Source organism: Mesorhizobium sp. P3_A9, from assembly GCF_056402975.1.
Window position 1 is genome coordinate 1 of the sequence record NZ_JBFUGJ010000108.1, and the last position, 16,969, is coordinate 16,969.

18 protein-coding genes are annotated in these 16,969 nt (G+C 63.8%); 10 read left to right on the forward strand and 8 right to left on the reverse strand.

Annotated features, from left to right (window positions below):
• Together AC1DX0_RS16630 and efp are read right to left on the reverse strand one after the other, a co-directional pair.
• Nucleotides 1–1,224 (reverse strand): AMP-binding protein (locus AC1DX0_RS16630; protein WP_477356115.1); only part of this gene is annotated, 1,224 nt, incomplete at its 3' end.
• 196 nt (nt 1,225–1,420) lie between these two features.
• Nucleotides 1,421–1,990 carry an elongation factor P gene (gene efp / locus AC1DX0_RS16635; RefSeq protein ID WP_023782984.1) on the reverse strand — a complete coding sequence of 190 codons (570 nt, stop codon included), beginning with the start codon at nt 1,988–1,990 and terminating at the stop codon, nt 1,421–1,423.
• 114 nt (nt 1,991–2,104) lie between these two features.
• Between efp and epmA the strand changes: the two genes are divergently transcribed.
• Nucleotides 2,105–3,151 (forward strand): EF-P lysine aminoacylase EpmA, encoded by a 1,047-nt coding sequence (gene epmA, locus AC1DX0_RS16640; protein WP_477219176.1) that lies wholly within the window; start codon nt 2,105–2,107, stop codon nt 3,149–3,151.
• Nucleotides 3,152–3,180: 29 nt separating this feature from the next.
• Here epmA and AC1DX0_RS16645 read toward each other — a convergent pair whose 3' ends face one another.
• Nucleotides 3,181–3,597, reverse strand: coding sequence for a VOC family protein (locus AC1DX0_RS16645; protein ID WP_027042200.1), 417 nt, complete (start codon nt 3,595–3,597; stop codon nt 3,181–3,183).
• A 168-nt stretch (nt 3,598–3,765) separates the two neighbouring features.
• Here AC1DX0_RS16645 and AC1DX0_RS16650 point away from each other — a divergent pair, with 168 nt between their 5' ends.
• The 6 genes from AC1DX0_RS16650 to lpxK all read left to right on the forward strand — a co-directional run bounded on the left by AC1DX0_RS16650 (nt 3,766) and on the right by lpxK (nt 9,364).
• Nucleotides 3,766–5,109 carry a TldD/PmbA family protein gene (locus AC1DX0_RS16650; protein ID WP_477219175.1) on the forward strand — a complete coding sequence of 448 codons (1,344 nt, stop codon included), beginning with the start codon at nt 3,766–3,768 and terminating at the stop codon, nt 5,107–5,109.
• Nucleotides 5,096–5,905, forward strand: coding sequence for a 3'(2'),5'-bisphosphate nucleotidase CysQ (locus AC1DX0_RS16655; protein ID WP_477219174.1), 810 nt, complete (start codon nt 5,096–5,098; stop codon nt 5,903–5,905). The genes AC1DX0_RS16650 and AC1DX0_RS16655 overlap by 14 nt, the downstream gene beginning before the upstream one ends.
• 76 nt (nt 5,906–5,981) lie before the next feature.
• Nucleotides 5,982–6,227, forward strand: a complete 246-nt coding sequence (locus AC1DX0_RS16660; RefSeq protein ID WP_477219173.1) for a DUF4170 domain-containing protein — start codon at nt 5,982–5,984, stop codon at nt 6,225–6,227.
• Nucleotides 6,228–6,232: 5 nt separating this feature from the next.
• Nucleotides 6,233–7,024, forward strand: coding sequence for a lysophospholipid acyltransferase family protein (locus tag AC1DX0_RS16665; protein ID WP_477219172.1), 792 nt, complete (start codon nt 6,233–6,235; stop codon nt 7,022–7,024).
• Nucleotides 7,021–8,337, forward strand: coding sequence for a lipid IV(A) 3-deoxy-D-manno-octulosonic acid transferase (gene waaA / locus AC1DX0_RS16670; protein ID WP_477356118.1), 1,317 nt, complete (start codon nt 7,021–7,023; stop codon nt 8,335–8,337). The genes AC1DX0_RS16665 and waaA overlap by 4 nt, the downstream gene beginning before the upstream one ends.
• 1 nt (nt 8,338) lies before the next feature.
• Nucleotides 8,339–9,364, forward strand: coding sequence for a tetraacyldisaccharide 4'-kinase (gene lpxK / locus AC1DX0_RS16675; RefSeq protein WP_477219171.1), 1,026 nt, complete (start codon nt 8,339–8,341; stop codon nt 9,362–9,364).
• Here lpxK and AC1DX0_RS16680 read toward each other — a convergent pair.
• Nucleotides 9,361–9,594: a DUF2093 domain-containing protein gene (locus AC1DX0_RS16680; RefSeq protein WP_095770527.1), complete on the reverse strand. Its 234-nt coding sequence runs from the start codon at nt 9,592–9,594 to the stop codon at nt 9,361–9,363. The two genes, lpxK and AC1DX0_RS16680, sit on opposite strands and share 4 nt — an antisense overlap.
• A gap of 126 nt (nt 9,595–9,720) precedes the next feature.
• Between AC1DX0_RS16680 and AC1DX0_RS16685 the strand changes: the two genes are divergently transcribed.
• Entirely contained in the window at nt 9,721–10,308 is a 588-nt protein-coding gene (locus AC1DX0_RS16685) for a hypothetical protein (protein WP_477219170.1), read from the forward strand.
• A gap of 34 nt (nt 10,309–10,342) precedes the next feature.
• On the opposite strand, the gene AC1DX0_RS16690 is transcribed toward AC1DX0_RS16685, so the two are convergent.
• On the reverse strand, nt 10,343–11,269 hold the full coding sequence (locus AC1DX0_RS16690; RefSeq protein ID WP_477219169.1) for a LysR substrate-binding domain-containing protein: 927 nt from the start codon (nt 11,267–11,269) through the stop codon (nt 10,343–10,345).
• A 91-nt stretch (nt 11,270–11,360) separates the two neighbouring features.
• On the opposite strand from AC1DX0_RS16690, the gene AC1DX0_RS16695 reads away from it, so the two are divergent.
• Together AC1DX0_RS16695 and AC1DX0_RS16700 are read left to right on the forward strand one after the other, a co-directional pair.
• Nucleotides 11,361–12,254 carry a DMT family transporter gene (locus AC1DX0_RS16695; protein WP_477356121.1) on the forward strand — a complete coding sequence of 298 codons (894 nt, stop codon included), beginning with the start codon at nt 11,361–11,363 and terminating at the stop codon, nt 12,252–12,254.
• 109 nt (nt 12,255–12,363) lie between these two features.
• Complete coding sequence (locus AC1DX0_RS16700; protein WP_477219167.1) at nt 12,364–13,134, forward strand: hypothetical protein; 771 nt, start codon at nt 12,364–12,366, stop codon at nt 13,132–13,134.
• Nucleotides 13,135–13,244: 110 nt separating this feature from the next.
• Here AC1DX0_RS16700 and mutL read toward each other — a convergent pair whose 3' ends face one another.
• The 3 genes from mutL to AC1DX0_RS16715 form a co-directional block, all read right to left on the reverse strand.
• Nucleotides 13,245–15,134 (reverse strand): DNA mismatch repair endonuclease MutL, encoded by a 1,890-nt coding sequence (mutL, locus tag AC1DX0_RS16705; protein WP_477219166.1) that lies wholly within the window; start codon nt 15,132–15,134, stop codon nt 13,245–13,247.
• 72 nt (nt 15,135–15,206) lie between these two features.
• A complete protein-coding gene (locus AC1DX0_RS16710) occupies nt 15,207–15,812 on the reverse strand; it encodes a hypothetical protein (protein ID WP_477219165.1) in 606 nt (201 codons plus the stop codon).
• A gap of 326 nt (nt 15,813–16,138) precedes the next feature.
• Nucleotides 16,139–16,969 (reverse strand): LysR substrate-binding domain-containing protein (locus AC1DX0_RS16715; protein WP_477356124.1); only part of this gene is annotated, 831 nt, incomplete at its 5' end.

A 16,969-nucleotide genomic window follows, 5' to 3' on the forward strand; every position in this document is an offset into this window, starting at 1 on the left:
GTCCTTCAGGCGGCCGGAGATGAACAGGTAGCCGTCGGCATCGAGATGGCCACGGTCGCCTGTCCGCAGCCATCCATCGGCAAAGGCTGTCTGGTTGGCCGAGGGGTCTCCATCATAGCCATGCATGACGCCAGGCCCGCGAATGGCCACTTCGCCATTCTCGCCGGCGGCCAGGACCGCCCCGCTCTCATCCATGATGGCAATGTCGGGACCCGCGGCTTTGCCAACGGAGCCAGGTTTGCGTTGGAACGGCGGAAGCCGATTGCTCGCAATCTGCGGCCCTGCTTCGGTCATGCCATACGCTTCGACGAACGGCACGCCAAACGCGGTTTCGACATCCAGGATCAGCTGTGCCGGCATTGGCGCCGAAGCCGAGCGAATGAAGCGCAAGCTGCTCTGGCGCGGATCTCCTGCATGGAGATGGATCTGATCGAGGACAGTCCGATGAACGGTCGGTGAAGCCGAATACCAGCTCGGTCTGAACTCCTCGAGATTGCCGAAAAAGGCGTCGGCCGAGAAGCCCTCCATGCTGATGTAGCTGCCGCCTGAAACCAGTGATGCCAGAAGGCCGCTGATGCCATGGATGTGGAACAATGGCATTACACCCAGGCAGCGGTCGGCCTGGGTGAGGCCCAWCACTGTGTGGATATTCCGGGCCGAGACGCAGAGATTTCGATGAGTCAGCGGTACCAGCTTGGCTTGCGCCGACGTACCCGAGGTGAACAACAGCAGGGCGATATCGTCTGGCGCAGGTGCCTTCTTCCGTGTTGCTGCGGGCTGATCGTCGGCTCCGCCGTCACCAGTCAGCGAGAACAGCCCGGCTGCCGCGTCAGCTTTTGCGTGCAGTCGCAGGATGCGCATGTTCAGCGACGCTGCCACGGCAAGCACCGGCGATCGCCAGCCATCCGGCACGATCAGCACCTTGGCTCGCAAGGCGTTGAGCTGCTGACCAAGTTCATGCTCGGACCAGGCTGGATTCAGGGGCGTGTATGCCGCATTGGCTGCGATCGCCACGATCGCCACGGCAGCTTCCGCGCCGGGTGGCAGCAGCGAAGCCACCCGATCCGAAGTCTCGACGCCTTCCGCTGCAAGCCGCTCACCGACATAACGGATATGACGTCCTAGCCCCTCATAGGTGAGAGGCGAACGTCGTGCGGCCACRAGGGCCGACGATTGCGAATTCTGTCCCGCATGCCGATCCACATGGTCACGTATCGTGTCCATCAGATCACGCTCCGGGATCGAAATTGTGTAACCACCGATCAATCCAAGGGAGCACCAAGCCCGGATCATTGAGTGCTTGCTGACAACCTGGATGTCAATGTGTGGGCCGGGCAAAACGCAGGCATAATAGGGGTATTTGGCCCGCTTCCGTACTTCAGGAAGACCCTGCCGGCAGGATTTCGGCCAGACGCGGACGTCAGTCCTTCGCACGCTCCACATAAGCCCCGTCGGCCGTCATCACCACCACGCGGGTGCCGGGCGCGATGTGCGGCGGCACTGTGGTGCGCACGCCGTTGGAGAGCACGGCGGGCTTATAGGAGGACGATGCTGTCTGGCCCTTGGTTGTCGGCTCGGTCTCGACCACTTCGAAAGTGGCGCGCTGCGGCAGCACCAGCGCAATCGCGATGCCGTTGAACTGCGAGACCTGCACCGGCATGCCTTCCTTCAGATAGGGTGCCGCGTCGCCGACAACGGCTTCCGACACCGCCACCTGGTCATAGGTTTCCGGGTTCATGAAGTGATAGCCTTCGCCGTCGGCGTAGAGGAAGGTGTGCTCGCGCTCCTCGACATAGGCGCGCTCGACCTGTTCGGTCGTGCGGTAGCGCTCCGACACCTTCACTCCGTCGCCGATGCGGCGCATGTCGAGCTGCGTCACCGGCGTGCCCTTGCCTGGGTGGATGTTTTCGGCAAAGAGGATCACATAAAGCTTGCCGTCCTTGTCGACGACATTGCCTTTGCGGAGCGAACTGGCGATGACTTTCACCACGGTTTTAAATCCTGCGAGAGTTGACGGGCGTTTGCCGGCTTGTGCGGCGCTGGTAGCGCATCTTGGCGCGAACCGCCAGCCCCAAAGCCGCGCCAGCACGCCTTCAATCCGCTCATGACCGCCGCTTCGCCCTGGTGGACGCCTGACGTTCACGCCGACCGCCGCCCGCGCCTGCTGCTGCGCAATGGCCTCACCGCCACGCTGCGCGACTGGTTTGCCAGCCGTGATTTCATCGAGGTGGAAACGGCGGCGCTGCAGATCTCGCCCGGCAATGAGGCGCATCTGGCGGCTTTTGTCACCGAGGTGGTCGGTCCGGATGGCGCGCGGTCGCCGCTTTATCTCCATACCTCGCCGGAATTCGCCTGCAAGAAGCTGCTCGCCGCCGGTGAAGTCAGGATTTTTAGTCTTGGCCCGGTCTGGCGCAACCGCGAGCGCGGGCCCTTGCACCATCCCGAATTCACCATGCTCGAATGGTACCGGGTGGGCGAGACCTATGAGAGCCTGATGCGCGATTGTGCCGATCTGCTGGCGCTGGCCGCGACGAAGGCAGAGGCCACGCGCTTTTCCTTCCGGGGTCGCGATTGCGACCCGTTCGCCGAGCCGGAGCGGCTGACGGTGGCCGACGCCTTCACCCGCCATGCCGGCATCGATCTCCTGGCCACGGTCGCCGCCGATGGCGGCACCGACCGGGACGCGCTCTACGCTGCGCTGGGTCAAGCCGGCCTGCGCACGGCGCCCGACGACAGCTGGGCCGACCTGTTCAGCCGGGTGATGGTGGAAAAGATCGAGCCCAATCTGGGCTTCGGCCGGGCCACCATCCTGTGTGAATATCCGATCGCCGAGGCGGCACTTGCCCGGCCGAGCCCGCGAGATGCGCGCGTCGCCGAACGTTTCGAGCTCTATTGCTGCGGCGTCGARCTCGCCAATGGCTTTGGCGAGCTGACCGATGCCGCCGAGCAGCGCCGGCGCTTCATCCTCGAGATGGACGAAAAAGAGCGCATCTATGGCGAGCGCTATCCACTGGACGAGGATTTTCTGGCTGCGCTGGCCATCATGCCGCAGGCCAGCGGCATCGCGCTCGGCTTCGACCGGCTGGTGATGCTGGCGACCGGCGCGCAGAAGATCGAGGATGTGATCTGGACACCGGTCGCGGCAACCTGAACGGCACGCCTGCGGCCGGTCTTCTCACTTTAATGCGCGAAAACCTGTTCCAGCGAGCGAAAGCCCTTGAATTCCAAAGCGTTGCCGGAGGGGTCGCGGATGAACAGCGTCGCCTGTTCGCCCGGCTCGCCCTTGAAGCGCACCATCGGCCGTTCCAGCCAGTCGATGTCGTCGCGCGCTTCCAGCCGCGTCGCCAGGCGCTGCCAGTCGTCCATCAACAGCACGGCGCCGAAATGCGGGATCGGCACCAGAATGCCGTCGACCTTGCCGTCGCTGGCGGCTTGCGCGGCCTGCGGTCGCAAATGCGCCGACATCTGGTGGCCGTAAAGATCGAAATCGACCCAGGTCGCCGACGAGCGGCCAATCGCGCAGCCCAGCACCTCGCCATAGAAAGTTCGGGTTTCATCGAGATCACGGACCGGGAAGGCGAGATGGAAGGGCGTCATCGAGAATGCTCCGTGCAGGCTGCGGACTGATTTTGCGTCACAGGGTTCTGGGTAGGAACCATATAACGATGCATTTTGATTGAAGCCTGTGCCATTGCACAAGCCGGACCGGAACAATAGATGGGTGGGCGCGGCCGCAAGCTGGCCGCGACAAGCAGGATTACAGGCATGGCCGACATATCAGACGCTGCAAAACTGACCGACCGCGTCGCGGCGCTGGTCGAGGCCGCCAAAAAGGCCGGCGCCGATGCGGCCGATGCGGTCGCCGTGCGCGGCCGCTCCACCAGTGTGTCGGTTCGGCTCGGCAAGGTCGAGGCCACCGAATCGTCGGAAGCCGAGGACGTTTCGCTGCGCGTCTTCGTCGGCCAGAAAGTGGCGAGCGTCTCGGCCACCGCCGCGTCCGACCCGGCGATGCTCGCCGAGCGCGCCGTTGCCATGGCGAAAGTCTCGCCTGAGGATCCCTATCAGGGGCTGGCCGATCCGGCGTTGCTGGCAAGGCAGACGCGCGATCTCGACCTGTTCGATGGCACCGAAGTGTCGGCCGATCAGTTGAAGGAAGCAGCCCTTGCGGCGGAAGCGGCGGCACTTGCCGTCAAGGGCGTAACCAATTCGGCCGGCAGCGGCGCCAGTGCCGGGCTGGGTGGTATGGTGTTGGCCACTTCGCACGGCTTCCTCGGTCATTATGTCGGTTCGGGTTTTTCGCGTTCCGCCAGCGTCATCGCCGGCGAGGGCACCGGCATGGAGCGCGACTATGACTTCTCCTCGCGCCGGCACTTTGCCGACCTCGATGCGCCCGGGGATATCGGCCGCAAGGCCGGCGAACGCGCCGTGCGCCGCATCGGCGCGCGCAAGGCGGCGACCGGGCCGATCGACGTGGTCTTCGATCCGCGCGTGGCGCGCGGCATCGCCGGCCATATTGCCGGCGCCATCAATGGCGCGTCCGTCGCGCGCAAGACGTCGTTCCTGCGCGACATGATGGGCAAGCAGGTGGCCGCAGCAGCGATCACGGTCACCGACGAACCGCTCAGGCCGCGTGGCCAGGCCACGCGCCCGTTCGACGGCGAGGGCATCGAGGGCGAGAAGCTTCTGATGGTCGAAAAGGGTGTGCTCAACCATTGGTTCCTGTCGACCTCAGCCGCAAGGGAACTGGGATTGATCACCAATGGGCGCGGATCGCGCAGCGGCTCGTCCGTTTCGCCGTCCTCCACCAATCTCGCCATCGAGCCGGGCGAGCGCTCGCCGGAGGATCTGATCAAGTCGCTCAAGACCGGCTTCTACGTCACCGAAGTGTTCGGCCAGGGCGTCGACATGTTGACCGGCGAATACAGCCGCGGTGCCTCCGGTTTCTGGATCGAGAATGGCGAACTTGCCTATCCGGTCGCCGAAGTCACCATCGCCTCGAATTTGAAGACGATGTTCCTCAACATGGTGCCGGCCAACGACCTCGACCGCAATTTCGGCACCGCCGCGCCAACGCTCCTGATCGAAGGCATGACTCTTGCCGGAGCATGAGCTGACCACTGCCGGTGCCCCTTCTGGCGCCCTTGGGGATCTGCCGCTGCTGCGCGACGCCGCCCGCGAGGCGGGCCTCATCGCCATGCGCTACTTCGGCAACAGCCCGCAAGTCTGGATGAAGGGCGGCACCTCGCCGGTCAGCGAAGCCGATCATGCGGCCGACGCCTATCTGCGCCAGACCCTGCTCGCGGCGCGGCCGGACTATGGCTGGCTGTCGGAAGAAACGGTCGACGATCCGGCGCGGCTTTCGGCCCGCCGCACCTTCGTCGTCGATCCGATCGACGGCACACGTGGCTTCCTTGAGGGACAGCGCACCTGGTGCGTCAGCGTTGCCGTCGTCGAACAAGGCCGCACGCTCGCCGGCGTGCTCGAATGCCCGGCGATGGACGAAACCTACTGGGCGCTGCCCGGCCAGGGTGCCTTCCGCAACGGCAAACGCGTTGGCGTGCGCGCGCTTGGCGAGAATGCCGAGATTTCCGGACTGAAGCAGCTGATCGACCTGGTGCCGGCCGACTGGCAGAAACGGCTGACACGGGCCCCTTACAGCCCCTCGCTTGCCTACCGCCTGGCAATGATCGCCAACGGCACGCTCGACGCCACCTTCGTCAAGCCGAACGCGCATGACTGGGACATCGCCGCAGCCGATCTCATCCTGCGCGAGGCCGGCGGCCAGCTGCTCGACCCGCATGGCCGCGCGCCGCTCTATGCCGGCGAAGTGACCCGCCACGGCGCGCTCGCCGCCGGCAGCGGTGAGCTGTTGGCGGTGCTCGTCGATGTCATCGCCGGGCTGTGAAACCATATTCGCAGGTTCCAAAGTCGGCGGCTTTGGTCTAGACCTGTCACAAACTCACAATATGTGAAGGACCGACATGGCCGCGGAAGACGGAAAGAAACAGCTTTTGCACCTGGTGTTCGGCGGCGAACTGAAGAAGCTTGGCGGCACCGAGTTCCGCGATCTCGACGCGCTCGACATTGTCGGCGTCTATCCGGATTATCAATCCGCGCACACGGTGTGGAAAGCCAAGGCGCAGGCCAGCGTGGACAATGCCCATATGCGTTATTTCGTCGTTCATTTGCACCGTCTGCTGGATCCCGACAGCAAGGTCGTCGGTTGAATTCGATGGAGCATGACCTGGCGAAAGGGCCAGCCAGCGACGCCACGCCTACAGGCAGGGGCGGCAGCCGCGCGACCAAGGCCTTTTGGCGCAAGATACGCGAACCACTCGCGCAGTCGCGATTCGTCAAGAACGCCATTGCCAGCCTGCTCGCGCAATTCGTGCGCCTGGTTCGCCTGACCAGCCCCCTGGTCGCCGGATCGGCGCGCTTTTCGGGCGGCGCCTATGCCGAGTTCGAGCCCGGTATCATTGCTCTGTGGCACGGCCAGCATCTTTTGACGCCGGCCTTTTATCCCAAGCGTAAACCGCTGGTCGCCATGGTGTCACGTAGCGCCGATGCCGAGCTCAACGCGCTGATGCTGGAGAAATTCGGCATCGAGGCGGTGCGCGGTTCCGGTGGACGTGACAATGCCAGGCATCTCGACAAGGGTGGGGCCAAGGCCCTCATCGCCCTCAAAAAGTCGCTCACCGCTGGCAAGAACGTCGCCATGATCGCAGACATTCCGCACGGCACGCCTCGCGACGCAGGGCTTGGCATCGTTCTGCTGGCGCGTCTCTCGGGCCGGCCGCTGCTGCCTGTAGCCATTACCACCAGCCGCCGCAAGGTGCTGGAGAAGAGCTGGGACAAGACGACCATCAACCTGCCATTCGGCCGATCCGCTGTCGTTATAGGCTCACCGATTTTCGTGGCGGCCGGTGCCGACGAAGCCGAAATGGAACGCAAGCGCCAGGAAATCACCGCTGCGCTCAATGCCGCGACGGCCGAGGCCGACCGCCTTGTGGACGGTCGGCGATGAGCGGTCGCTGGGCGCGCGCCATGCTGTCGGCATACCGTTTTGCCGGCGCCGCGGCCTATCCGCTGGTCGGGCCGTACGTTGCCTGGCGCACCTCGCRSGGCAAGGAAGACCGCAACCGCCGTCGCGAGCGCTATGGCGTCGCCGGCCGCCCGCGCCCCGAAGGACCGGTTATCTGGATCCATGCCGCGAGCGTCGGCGAGACCATAGCCGTCGTGCCGCTGGTCGAAAGCATTCTCGATTATGGCGTCAACATCGTTTTGACGACCGGCACCGTGACATCGGCCCAGGTTGCCGACGAGCGGCTCGGCGACCGCATCATCCACCAATATGTGCCGCTCGACCTGAAGCCGGCGGTCAGCCGGTTCCTCGATCACTGGCGGCCGGACCTGGCGATCATCGCCGAATCCGAGATCTGGCCTATGACCATCCTCGAGCTTGGCGCGCGCCACGTGCCGCAGGTGCTGGTCAACGGCAGGCTGTCCGACCGCTCGTTCACCTCGTGGAAGAAGCGCGCCAACATCGCCGAGGCGTTGTTCGAGAACCTTGCCCATGTCGTTGCCCAGTCCGATGTCGACGGCGAGCGTTTTCGCGCGCTCGGTGCCCGGCCGGTCACGGTGTCGGGCAACCTCAAGGTCGATACCAATCCGCCGCCCGTCGACCAACGGGCGCTGGCCACCTTGCAGCGGCAGATCGGCGGCCGTCCGACCTGGGCGGCGATCTCCACCCATGACGGCGAGGAAGTGGTCGCTGCGGAAGTCCACGCGACGCTGCACAAGCGTCACCACGGCCTGCTGACGATCGTCGTTCCGCGCCACCCCGATCGCGCCGAGGCCCTTGCCGCGCAGATTTCCGGCATGGGCCTGAAGGTTGCGCGGCGCAGCAAGGGCGACCGAATCGGACCGGACACCGATATCCTGCTCGGCGATACGATCGGCGAGATGGGGCTCTATCTCCGGTTGACCGAAATCGCCTTCGTTGGCCGCTCGCTGACCTCGGAGGGCGGCCAGAATCCGCTCGAGCCGGCCATGCTCGACACGGCGGTTCTCGCCGGGCGCAACGTGCAGAATTTCCGTGAAGCCTATCAGCGTCTGATCGACAGCGGCGGCGCCAAGCTGGTGCGCGATCGCGACATGCTGGCCGGCGCCGTCAACTTCCTTTTGACCAACGAAGTGGCGCGCCACGAGATGATGGCTGCGGGGATCGCGACCGTAGACGAGATGCGCGGCGCTCTGGCGCGCACGCTGAAATCGCTTGAACCCTACATCCAGCCGCTGGTCGTCAAGTCGCGCCTGAAGGGCGCCAACGGGCGCTAGCGTGGCCTCCGAAGCACCACCATTCTGGTGGGAAGAGCCGGACTGGAAGGTCCTGGCGCTGTCGCCGCTGTCGGCCGTCTATGCGCTCGTTGCCGGCCGCGGCATGCGGCGAGCGCGGCGCGAGAAGATCGAAGCGCCGGTCCTGTGCATCGGCAATTTCACCGTTGGCGGCACCGGCAAGACGCCGGTGGCCATCGCGCTCGCGCAACAGGCCAAGCGCATGCATCTCAAACCCGGTTTCCTGTCGCGCGGCCATGGCGGCTCCTTCGCCGAGCCGCATGTTGTCGATGCCCATCACGATGCCGCCAAACATGTCGGTGACGAGCCGTTGCTTTTGGCCGAGCACGCTCCCGTTGCGGTGACACCGAACCGCGCCGCCGGCGCCCGGCTGCTGCTGGAAAAGCACGGCTGCGATTTCCTGATCATGGATGATGGCTTTCAGAGCGCGCGCATCCATATCGATTACGCGCTGGTCGTCGTCGATGCCCGCTACGGCATCGGCAATGGTCGCGTCATTCCGGGCGGTCCGCTCCGGGCCAAGATCGTCGACCAGCTGGTCTTCACCAGCGGGCTGTTGAAGATGGGCGAGGGCACCGCCGCCGACGCCGTGGTGCGGCAGGCGGCGCGCGCCGGCCGGCCGATCTTCGAGGCTCATACGGAGCCAAGCAGCAAGACGGGGCTTGCTGGCAAGCGGTTCCTCGCCTTCGCCGGCATCGGCCATCCCGACAAATTCTTCGACACGGTGCGCGAGGCCGGCGGTGAGGTGGTTCTCTCAAAACCCTTTCCGGACCATCACTTCTATGCCGAGGACGAGCTCGCCGAACTGGCGACGACGGCGCGCGCCGAAGGTCTCGGGCTCATCACCACGGCCAAGGACGCTGCCCGGCTGCGCCACGGCGCCCCGCAGGATTTTCTCGACAAACTCGAGGTGCTGGAAATCGATACGGTTTTCGAACTCGACAATGTGCCGGAACGCATCATCCACGAGACGTTGGATGCCTGGCGTCAGCGCAAGCTCAAGAGCTAGCTCCGCTTGCGCAGCTCCGGATGCATCTCGATCTCGCGGCGCAGCGAAGCGGTGGCGTTCACATAAGGCTCTTGCCTGGCGACGCTCCAGTATTTCAGCTCATCCAAGGGGATGTTTTCCCCGGTCACGGCGCAGCGCACGAACGAGCCGGGGCTGGTGACCTGGAAATCGCCATCGAGATAGCGGATGCGGGCTTCTTTGCCGCCCGGGCCTTCGAAACGGTTCATCATGCGGTGGTGCCGAGTGTCATACAGATTTCATCGCCACAAATCTGCGGCCGGGTCAAGCATGTGACAAGCCTCGGACAATGCTGAGGCACTAGGACAGGTGCGAAAAGCGCTTTAATCGGGGGCATGATGGATATTTCTTCCGCCCGCCTGGCTTCCTTGCTCAAGGAGGCGATGACGCCGCAACCCGTGCCGTTGGCGAAAGCCGATCCGGTCAGGACGGCGCTGGTCAGGGAACTGGTCCAGCCCGCCGTGCCCTCTCTGTTGGCTCAACGCACGGCGCCCGCTTTGTTGGCGATGCCCGCGACGCCGATGGCCGTCAAATCGCAGCAGATTGCTTCATCTGGCATCGTCGAGGCCTATCAGGCCCAGCTTGAGGCGAGGGACGAGGCGGTACTGGCAACGGTCGTGGCGAGGAAAGCAGCACCAGAAGCTGAAACGCAGCGAGGCTTCGTGCCACCTGCGGCAACGGCCAATGACAACGCACCGGCCAGGGCCGCAGGGGTCTCACTGCTGTCGTTTATCCCGCCGCCGGCTCCCGTCCCGCGCAGCAGTCCCGCTCTGGATGCACCGGCGGGACGGCGAAGGGCTGCCAATCAATCCCACGGTGCGGCGCCGAACCCCGAACGCCTGCTGGTGAAGATCGGCTTTGTTTCGATCATGACCGGTTTGTTGGCAACCATGATGTTCGGCTTCGTTCTGCTGTTGCTTCGCTGAACGTCGAATCGGCTGACGGGATAGGCCAGGAGGCCTAGCGCTCGGCCTCGACAAACGCCTCGATCTTGTCCGGCGCCAATCCGGCCTGCCGCGCGATGCGGCGGGCGAGGTCGGCCGCGGCAGTGCGTGGCCGCCCCATCGGCCGATCGAGCCAATAGGACACCGGATTGAGCGCGGTGCGCTCGTCGACCGCGGTGATGCGGCCCGACTGCAGCTGATGCCCGGTCAGCGGCGGACGCGCCAAGGCAATACCGAGCCCATAGGCGGCAGCATCCAGCACCAGATTATAGTCCTCGAATCGCCGATCCTGCGGGCGCGGACGATAGTCCATGCCTTGCGCGGCGAACCATGCGCGCCAGCCGGAAGCATCGGAATCGTTGATCAGCGGAAATTTGAGCAGCCGGGCCGGGTCGCCGCGGCCGATTTCGCGTGCCAGTTCCGGTGAGGCGACGGGAAAGACATGCTCCTCGAAGAGTTTTACCGARACGCGGCCCGGAATRCCGCCRCGSCCGCAGCGGATCGACAGRTCGATGCCTTCRTCRGCAAGGTCGGCCTGGCGGATGTCGACATCRAGCACRATGCGCAGYTTGGTAGGATTGTTCTCCAGTGCCGCCATGCGCGGCATCAGCCAAAGCCCGCTGACCGAGGGGATCGASGTCAGCCGCACCACCGCSGTGCCGCGCGGCTCGACCCAGCGGTCGGAATGGCTTGATATCAGCGCGAAGGCTTCCGCCGTGCGCAGATGCAGCCGGTTGCCTTCGATTGTCAGCGAGACGCCGCGCGCGCCGCGATCGAACACTTTCAACCCCAGCCAGTCCTCGAGCTTGGCGATCTGCCGGCTGACGGCGCCATGGGTGATGTTGAGCTTTTCGGCCGCCGCCGAAAAGCTGCCCGTGCGCGCCGCCGCATCGAAGGCGCGCAGGGTTTCGAGCGGCACCATTGTGTCCGAGCTGTGATCCATAGTCACAGGTGATCCTCGATTTGGTCGTTTGTCAACAAGCGGGAAAAGGCGTTTTGTGGCTTTCAGGACGGAAGAACACGAGGACAGTGAGATGAGCGCGATGACGRGCACGTTGAATCAGACACAGCGCATGGATACCACGGCCGCCATCGCCGTGGCGCTTACGGTGGTCGGCTGGGCGTCCGCCTTTCCCGCGATTCGCGCCGGCCTTGCCGCCTTCGGGCCGCTGGAACTGGGCGCCCTGCGCTTTGCCATCGCCGCAGTGCCGGCGGCGATCTTCCTTGCCGTCAAGCGCCCGGCACTGCCCAGGCTCGACGAGGTGTGGCGCCTCGTCTTTGGCGGGGCAATTTTCGTCGCGCTCTACACCGTTATGCTCAACTTCGGCGAACTGACCGTCTCGGCCGGTGCCGCCGGCTTCATCATCAATGTCAGCCCGATCTTCACCGCCATCATGGCAATGGCATTGCTCGGCGAGCGCTTCTCAAGCTGGGCCTGGGCCGGCACGGCCATTTCCTTCGCCGGCATCGGCATCATCGCCGTGGCCGACGGCAACGGCCTGCACTTCAATACCGGTGCGCTGCTGGTTCTTGGCTCCGCGCTCTGCTCGGCCGTCAACACCATCGTCCAGAAGCCGCTCTTTGCTCGCCATCACCCGCTGACCATCTCGGCCTCGAACATGATCCTYGGCGCACTTTGCCTGTCGCCGTTYCTGCCRAGCGGCTTTGCRCAGGCAGCGGTCGCCAACACAGCCGGCCTCGGCGCCGTCATCTTTCTGGGCATCGTACCGAGCCTGATCGCCTATGCCGCCTGGGCGACGGCCTTGTCGCGCCTGCCGGCAGCGCGCGCCTCGAACTTCCTCTACCTGGTYTCGCCMATGTCYGCCCTGATCGGCTTCTTCTGGCTGGGCGARRTSCCGACSCTGCTTGGCATCCTCGGSGGMGCRCTGGCGCTCGGCGGCGTCATGGTGGTGAATTTGAAGAGGTAAAACAGAAGGTTGGAGGCGTTTGCGGAGTCAAACCCGAAACCGTATCCGCCGGCATGCAGACACCCAGAGGAAGGGCCGTTATGGTGAGCTGCTTTCACTGGGGGACGGAATGGGAAAACTGCTCATATCGGCGCTCTTTTGCGTTTTGTTGCTGACCGGGGAAGCCGTCGCCGGCTGGTATCAGGTCGAAAATTACGCAGGGACCATCGGGGCTGATCCGGTCCATTTGTCGCTGCAGAGATATGACAGTTTCGGCAGCGGCATTACCGTCGAAGGAAGCTACTTCCGCGACGCAAAGCAGAGGCCGATCGCCCTGTATGGCACCGTCACCGGCACCAAAGTCTCGCTTTGCGAGATCGCGGACGACAAGGAATTCTACCGGGTCTTGGTGATGGGATCAAAGACGCCAGTCGACACCGCCGGATGCCCGATCGTCCTCGATTTCAACGCAGGCGGCGCGACGGGAAGCTTGAGCATGGGCGCCGACAGATTGCCCATTATTCTCAAGAAGGTCGCGAGCCTCGATGACACCGGCGACGCAAAGATCGTCGGCACCGTCGAGATTCCCTTCTGGGCAGAGACAGCCGCCGACAGGTTCGCCGGCGTTTACGCGAACACCAGCGCCGGCTTCTGCATGACGAAAATGCAGGTCATCAAAAAGAGCAGCGGCAAGATCGTTCAGACGATCACCTTCAAGGACGATGACTGCAATGCCGGCATGCTGATGACGCCCATCTACATGAACGTCCAGAAATGGACCGAGGCAGGCAAGGACATCATTTCGGTGAATTTTCGCGGCGGCGGCGCTGGCGACTCGGAAGACTACGTCTTCAATCGTGCCACCGGGAAATACCGACTGAAGAAAGTGTCCAGCCGATAGATAGATGGTAACAGGTTGAGCCGGCTAAATGGGTAACAGTTCTCCCTCTATGCGTCCGCAGCAGCGCCAGGCGGCTTGGTTGGCGTCTTGCTTGCCGTCGGACAGAATGCTCAGCGCCGCCCGAACAGCCTTTCGATATCTGCCAGCTTGAGCTCGATATAGGTCGGGCGGCCATGGTTGCAGGTGCCGGAGCCCGGCGTCGCCTCCATCTGGCGCAGCAGCGCGTTCATCTCCTCGGCCTTGAGCAGCCGGCCGGAGCGCACCGAGCCGTGGCAGGCCATGGTGGCSGCGATCTTGTCCAGSCGCTCTTTCAGYGTCTCGACCGTGTCATTGTCGGCGATCTCGTCGGCGAGGTCGCGCACCAATTGCTGCACATTGGTCTCGCCCAGCATCGACGGCGTCTCGCGCACGGCGACAGCGCCCGGGCCGAAACGCTCGATGCCGAGGCCGAAGCGGGCGAGCGTTTCGGAATGCATGGCGAGCCGCTCGGCGTCCTCTTCCGGCAGGTCGATGATCTCAGGCAGGAGCAGCATCTGCGAGGGGACGGGCCGCGAGTGCAGCGCGTTCTTCAGGGCTTCGTAAACCAGCCGCTCGTGCGCCGCATGCTGGTCGACGATAACGAGCGAATCCCTGGTCTGGGCAACGATGTAGTTTTCGTGCACTTGGGCGCGCGCCGCACCCAACACCGCACCGAGCAGCGTCTCGGCCGGCATATCCTGGCTGGCGCGCGCATCGGCGCTGGCAAGCGGGCTGGCATCGAAGGCTGGCTGGTCGGGCTCACCAAACCCGCTGTTTCTCGTGGTGGCGCGTTCAAAGCCCGGGCCCTCGAATTGCATGTCGAGCGGCCGCTGCGGCGAGCGCGCGGGGTCGAAGCCGGCTGAACCGGACGGGCGATAGGCCGCGTCATAGCTGCGATGGCCGTTGGCCGGGCCGCTGTGACCATAGGATGGCGCACCCGGCCGGAACGCCGCCATCATGCCGGCGGCGCCCGTGGTGGCTGAACGGATGCCGGCATCGGCCAATGCCTGCCGGATGGCGCCGACGATCAGCCCGCGCACCAGGCCCGGATCGCGGAAGCGCACATCAGCCTTGGCCGGGTGGACATTGACGTCGACAATGGCCGGATCGAGCGAAAGAAACAGCACCGTCACCGCATGTCGGTCGCGCGGCAGGACATCGGCGAAGGCGCCGCGAATGGCGCCGGCGATCAGCTTGTCTCGCACCGGCCGGCCGTTGACATAGGCATATTGCTGCAGCGCGTTGGCGCGGGTGAAGGACGGGATCGACACATGGCCGGTCAGACGCACGCCCTCGCGCATCGCGTCGATGGCGATGGAATTGTCCGGAAACTCGGCCCCCATCACCTGGGCGACGCGGCGCAGGCTGCCTTCCGGACTGTCGTCGGTCGCCGGCAATTCCAGCGTCGAGCGGTCAGAGCCGGCCAGCGTGAACCGCACGGAAGGGAAGGCGATGGCAATGCGCTTGACGACATCGCTGGTCGCCGAGCTTTCGGCGCGCTCGCCCTTCATGAATTTGAGCCGTGCCGGCGTGGCGAAAAACAGGTCGCGCACTTCGACGGTGGTGCCGCGGTTGGCGGCCGCCGGCCGGACAGGCAAGATGCGGCCGCCCTCGATGCCGATTTCGGCGGCGCTGTCGCCGGAGGCTGTGCGCGACCGGATCGACAGCCGCGACACAGAGCCGATCGACGGCAGGGCTTCGCCGCGGAAGCCGAGCGAGCGGATGTCGTTGATATCCTCGACGAGCTTGGAGGTGCAATGGCGTGCGATTGCCAGCGAAAGCTCCGGTTCAGGGATGCCGGAGCCGTCATCGGTGACGCGGATCAAGTTCAGCCCGCCGCCTGCCGTGACGACCTCGACCCGTGATGAGCCGGCATCGAGCGCGTTCTCGACCAGTTCCTTGACCACGCTCGCCGGACGCTCGATGACTTCGCCGGCGGCGATCTGGTTGATCATCGTTTCGGAAAGCTGGCGAATGGGCATGGGCGCACTATAGGCGGATTCGGGACCGCTGCGGATAGGCTAATTGCATCGGACCGTCCACGATCACCCAAATCAGCTAGTCTTAACCACTTGCCGCAGATCCACGCCATCCGGTAACCGAACGTTCCGGGTCAGCTTTGGGATATCCTTCCACCCCTTCTTTCCCAGGATCTGAACCTTTTGAGTTAGAAGCTGCGTCTTGCAATGCGCACAGCCAAGAAGATCCGATCCTATCAAGACCGTGTCCAAAGTGGGTTTGCGGACCTTAGGGTTGCCTTTCATCAAATCCGCGAAGGGCTTGCTGTCGACAGGGTGCTGAAAAAGAGCGTCGTAATATTTCGCGAACTGCTCATGATCAGGAAACATCTGGCCCGTCTTGCTTATTTTCCTGAAATATCGACTGCATTTCCAGCACGTCGGATAGGCCTGCAGCATGAAAAAGACGAAAAATCCTCCGAGGATGAAACCGATAAAATCGATCACTGCTAACCAGTAGCCAAAGTTGCCAACCTCGCCAGTGTCGATATGGCCGCCATGTCCGGCCTTGAGATGCATCGATTTCAGATATGTATCGAGATAATCCCAAAAACCAATGGCATCAGAAGCCATCGTGCCATCATCGAGAACCAACGAGCGATATTCGCCATAGTAGATGACCAATTGCGCCGCAGCGGTCACAATGAGAATTTGGACGAGAAGAAATCACGTGGGTCGGGTGTGAAAAAACAGGCTGCCAAAATAGTAGCCCGAGGCTGCAGCCACCCCTGTCAACACTGCCCCAGCCGGAATGACCACCCAGAAGCTGAACGAAAAAACGTTGAAGCCTGTTAGGTGGTTGACGACTATTACGGCCAGAACAACCAACACAAAGTAATCAGACCAGACACAGCCACGCCGAAATGGCCGCCGAGTTTCGCGATCATCGTTACCCCCGTCCAGTATGCAATTACTAAACCTGGAACACCTACTACTGATAGAGGGGATTTTCGGATACAATCACTTTTTCACGCCTGAGCCACCAGCCAATCCCTTACTTTGCGGGCATTCTCACTGAGCTCGCGGTTCTTCGGCCAGATGACGTGGAATCCGATGCCGGTCCTCAGCACATGATCCGTCACCGGCACCAAAAGTCCCGATGCCACAAGGCGCTCGACCAGATGCCGCCAGCCGAGCGAGATGCCTTGTCCCTCCATGACCGCCTGAATCACCAAGGCATAGTCATTGATGCGCAACCCGCGCTCGGCATTACGGAGGCTGGTTCCTGCGGACGCGAACCATTCGTCCCAGTTCGGGGCCTCGCGGTAGGGCTCCTCGAGATGGATGAGGCGGTGCGTTGCCAGTTCCTCGACAGTCTTCGGCAGCCCAAACTTCGCCAGATAGTTGGGACCTGCGACCGGGAAGATCTCCTCGTCAGAGAGCGACAGCGAATGATAGTCCGGCCAGTCGCGCGGCACGCCGCCGCGCACGCCGAGCGGGATGCCCTCGGCGATGATGTCGAGGTCGCGGTCGGCGGTCTGGATGCGCAGATCAACGCCAGGCAGTTCGTCGCGGAATTGCTGCAGGCGCGGCATCATCCAGAACGAGCCAAAAGCGGTCGAGGCGGCCAGCGTGACATGGCCGCCGGTCGCCTGCAGGCGCAGATCCTCCGCCGACTTGCGGATATGCGAAAGGCCGAGCGAGACGTCGGCGTGGAAGCGTTCGCCGGCCTCGGTCAAGACGACTTGTCGGTGGCGGCGCTGGAACAGCTTGGCGCCGAGCTGCTCTTCCAGTCCGCGCACGGCATAGGAAACGGCGGCCTGTGTCATGCCGAGCTCCCGCCCGGCGGCGGTAAAACT